This window comes from Sphaerochaeta sp., from assembly GCF_050256055.1.
Taxonomy (GTDB): Bacteria; Spirochaetota; Spirochaetia; order Sphaerochaetales; family Sphaerochaetaceae; genus Sphaerochaeta.
Window position 1 is genome coordinate 1 of the sequence record NZ_JBFWIJ010000055.1, and the last position, 4,469, is coordinate 4,469.

Consider the following 4,469-nt stretch of genomic DNA (forward strand, 5'->3'; position numbering starts at 1 on the left):
GCCAGTTCCTCCGTATACAGCCTCCCGTTGAGGTTGAGCCGTCCGATGTTCCAGATCGGGGCGCTCCATGCGCTCACGGATCCTGACTGCTCGGCCAGCCGTTCCTCTCCCAGGCGCTTGATGGTTGATGCCGTCGCATACTCGCGAAGCAGCTTCAGTTTCTCGTTCCTTGGCATTTCTATCTCCCTGGTGCGACTGAACACTCGCACCCGTCATGGAAGGGGGGATGCTTCTTGCTCTTGGAGATGCGCATCACATTCCCTTCCCCGTCGTCCACGTTCTCCCCGGCTTTCAGGACATAGCCGTTGACCTCCACCACACGGCCGTCCAGTTTTCGGCAGAACTCACAGGCATCATGCGAAGCAACCACGTGCATCACACTCACCCCCAGCGCACCATAGAGGAACACGGTCATTGCATTGGCACTCCTGTTGGTCTCCGTGGCCGCCTCATGGTTCGGGACCGTTGCCATCCAGTTCTGGGTGGATGCTTCCACCTTGCTCGAGACCTGGTCATCGGGGATGCCTTCCAGGTCTTTCGACAGTGCATACACCCGCGAGGATGCATGACGGTCGCTTGCCGCATATGCGTAGGATTTCACGAAGCGATCGAATGCGTCCGCATCGATGGAAGCCCCGGTTCTCACCTGTCTCTGGACGATAGGCTGCAGCTTCCTTGCGACCACCGAGAATGCCTCGACATATTGGTCGCCGAACTCACGCGCAATCTTCTCGGTCGCAAGGCGGAACTGCTCAAGCAGGTCTGAGGAGCTGGTCTGCGAGGCAATGAGTTCATTGAGGGCCTTGATCTCCTTGGCAAGCTGGCGCCTTGCCAGACGTTCGATTGCCTTCCTCTGGCTGGCGGAGACCGCAGCACGCTCGGCCATGAATGAGACATCCTCCATCCGCTTGGCATCGACCAGGGGACTGCGGATGATATTCCCGGTCCTGGTTTCCTGGGTTGTCGTGATCCCCTGGTAGGTGTAGGGATTGGTGGTCGCCGCAACAGACCTGGGCACGTAGTTCATCGGGACCATGTATAGGTCCCCGTGTTCGATCGGGTCCATGTCCTCAAGGCTGCGCACATCGTTTGCGCTCATCCATCCGTCCATCAGGGCATTGTGGTAATAGGCCGACCGTGTGGCCGCATCGCCTCGCATCAAGCCGTTGAGGTTGATCTTCACGTACCGTTTTGGATTGTGTAGGAAGAGTGCATCGTTGATGGCATCCTGCCAGGCAACGGAGCGGGGAAGGATGGCATACTGGACCAGGTCAATCCCCCGCTGCTCGGCATTTGCATAGGTCTCCTTGACCGAACCACCGGCAAACGCCTCGGGCACCCCGAAACGCCTTGCAACCTCGGCCACGGTCCATTTCTGGGCTTCCTGGAACTCTGCGGTCTTGCTGTCAATCTTCACCGGCTCATAGCTGGTGTTGTCAGGGATGACGGCAGTCTTGAATGAGTTGGAGCTTCCCCCGAACCCTGTCTGGAACTGCTCCCTGATCTCGTCCTTGGTTGTCTTGTTGGTATTGGATGGGACCTTCACGATTCCCCCGAGCATGGTACCGCGGCTGAACCAGTTGTTCTGCATCACCTTGGCGCTGTCAGCAACTGCCAGGTCCTTCTTCACATACTCCAGGGGGGAGAGTGGAAGTATCCCGTTGGCAGTGAGATTGAGGATTACCAGCATGTCGGCCTTGGAGATGCATTCCCCACTGGGGGTGTATTGGTAGCTTAGCTTCCCGTCTGCCACCATCGGCACCACCAGGGTGGAAGCGATCGGGTGCAGGGCTATGGGCTTGCCCAGGGATGATCGTACAATCTTGGCGTATGCCACCCCGTAGAGCTCGAAGTTGACGCTCATGCAAAATCGGAAGGCATACGGGTTCATGTAGGGACAGGGATGGCGGAGCAGTATTGCCTCAGGGGAGGTTGTGTCAATCTTCCGTGATCCGTCGCCGTTCTTGCCGTATGCATGGATGGGAAGTGAGCCGAAGGTCCGTGCGAGGTTCATCAGGCATATCCAGAAGGCACTGTTCTCCAGCGCCTTGTCCTTGTCGAAGGACAACAGGTCGGACCATCCCAGGGTCTTTCCCACCGAGACGGTCACCTCGTCGCTCATCTTGCTCTTGAAAGTAAACAGCTTGCCCAATCCCATGCTTCAAGCATAAGGAAACCCCCTGCAATCCGCGATGGGCGACAGGGGGTAGTTATGGGAATGAGGGGAAGAGGCGGGAACAAAGGGCATTAGGGGAACATGAATTTCATTTGTTTCTGCTTAGGTAAATTGCCAAAATATTTCTATGGGTTCTCCTGCATAATAGAAGGAGGTGTTGAACTTGTTATTTGAAGTATTTATGGAGTAGCTTCTCGCTATTGCTGTATACCTGATATAGAGAACGCTCGATTTGTTTGTTATTCAGCTTGTCAACATCCTCTTGTGGCAACTTTCCATGAAACTGAATTTTTGAGTCATTGTGATATATGCATAAAGCTTGTACAGGGCTTATTGGATAATAGAGCGAAATACGAGAAAGAGGGTTACTTCCTTGTGGTTCCCATGTCTCCAGATTGATTACTGGCTGATCACCTACTAATAAAGCATTCTCATTTTCTACAGTAACTACTTCAAGATTAAATAGATGAATTGAATTCATAATATTCTCAATCACATTGATAGGAAGGATAAAATTGTAATACTTATATACCTTTTCCCAATCAATATAATTATCATCCCAATAAGAATTCTCTTTTTGCAGCATGACAATTGTATCTTGAGTTCTTTTTGTTCTAAACTGCTGGCGTACTATATACGCCACACAATCTAGAGTCATTTTTTTATCTTTTCTCCAAAAAGACAAATCGTTTGCAAGCAACCGTTCTCTAGGAAATTTTGACTCAACCACTCCATATAGTTCTTCGATAAAAGTATTTTGCACTTTCTGCCATATTCTCCTTTCCTTAGCATCTTGTGCGGATTGTTTGAAAACACTAAATGAGTATAATCTTGAAATAAGATTATCAGAAATCCCTGCAAAATCAGTTAATCCTTTGGCAACTAGAAACTCTGTTTTACTTAAGTCAGGAAGTGCATAGAAATTGCGTTCTACACCGATATTTACAGGTGAGCTGACAATGATTTTTCTTTCCTTCTTGAGATATAGAAAAATATTCTTATTGTCATCTGCCCATGGAGTTAAGCTAGCTTTCTGGATGTAATGTTGTCGCTCTTTGTTTTTAGCCATATATGTTTCCAATAGACATTATACTCTAGGCTTCAGGATTCAACAATGATGCAACGAATCCAAACAACATGGTATAAAAAAGAAATCGGACTCTACGTCAATACATAATTGTCCCTTATTGTCTCCTACCGTGGTAAAGTTCATGATTTCGGTAATCAATCCTTTGATTCTAGATTTGGATTATTTTAGTTTTGGCATGTCAAGTTTCACCTTGCCGTCTGAGTCAGGTAATTGGCCTAAATCGTCGATAATCCATAAATGATTTCATCATCTCTGTTTGTTAACTTTTTAATGAAGTTGGCACTATAAAAATATTGCTACTAAATTTGATATGTGCTGATATCTTCCCTTTGTATGGCTTCCAACAATAAAGCGCTCATCTTCTAACCAGGACTAAACAATCTCCAAAATGTATGCTCAAATTTCTGAAATTTTCGCTAGACACTCTAATTAAGAATAGGCTAAGCATATAATTCTAAATATCAGAAAGTTTAGTAAATTTTCTTTACTTATAGTACATCTTGTGATTAATATTTTGTTAAGGAGAATACATATGTCGTTCATTATTGCAGTTTATGTTAATGAGGGAATGGTGTTAGCTAGTGATAGTAGGGTGTCATATAATAACACTCAAGTGAACGGGGTCAATACTACTGTATTAATGGGTGTTCATAGTTCTGACACGGTTAATAAAACTTTCAAGTGCCCAAATAACATTGGAATATCTACTTGTGGGAGTGCTAGCGTTAAAGGACTTCCAATAACCGGATTCATTGAAGATTTTATCCGTAATTTTTTTACCGAACATACAAAAGTAAGTACGGTCCCTAGTTCGATAATTAGTTACTTCCAAAATCTGGATCCCAACCTAAATATTCATTTCATAATTGCCGGTTATGAAGACGATGGTAATGGACTCTCTCAAAAGTTATATCATGTTCAAACTAATACTGGCACGATTGTCAATGACGATACCTCCTCTCAAGGAGCTAGATGGGACGGAGAAACTTCAATTTTGTCAAAAGTGATTCAACCAACAGCAATGAAAAACCCTGACGGAAGCTATACTGACTTAGCAAATTATAGTATTCCTTGGAATCTTTTTTCTTTGCAAGATGCGATTAATTTTGCAAAATACGCAGTTGATATCACAATACAGACTATGCATTTCCAGAATGTAAATGAGACTGTGGGAGGTCCGGTAGATATCTTAATTATTAAACC

The 4,469-nt window shown here is 46.2% G+C and carries 3 protein-coding genes; 1 reads left to right on the top strand and 2 read right to left on the bottom strand.

Annotated elements, in window-relative coordinates; genetic code table 11:
* Positions 1 to 178: 178 nt before the first annotated feature.
* Complete coding sequence (locus tag AB7C91_RS13535) at positions 179 to 2,158, bottom strand: phage portal protein (protein ID WP_428592327.1); 1,980 nt, start codon at positions 2,156 to 2,158, stop codon at positions 179 to 181.
* Positions 2,159 to 2,342: 184 nt separating this feature from the next.
* The gene (locus AB7C91_RS13540; protein WP_428592330.1) at positions 2,343 to 3,245 is read right to left on the bottom strand and encodes a DUF4238 domain-containing protein; all 903 of its coding nucleotides are present in this window, start codon (positions 3,243 to 3,245) and stop codon (positions 2,343 to 2,345) included.
* Between the two features lie 553 nt (positions 3,246 to 3,798).
* Between AB7C91_RS13540 and AB7C91_RS13545 the strand changes: the two genes are divergently transcribed.
* On the top strand, positions 3,799 to 4,469 hold a 671-nt coding region (locus AB7C91_RS13545), incomplete at its 3' end, for a hypothetical protein (protein ID WP_428592333.1).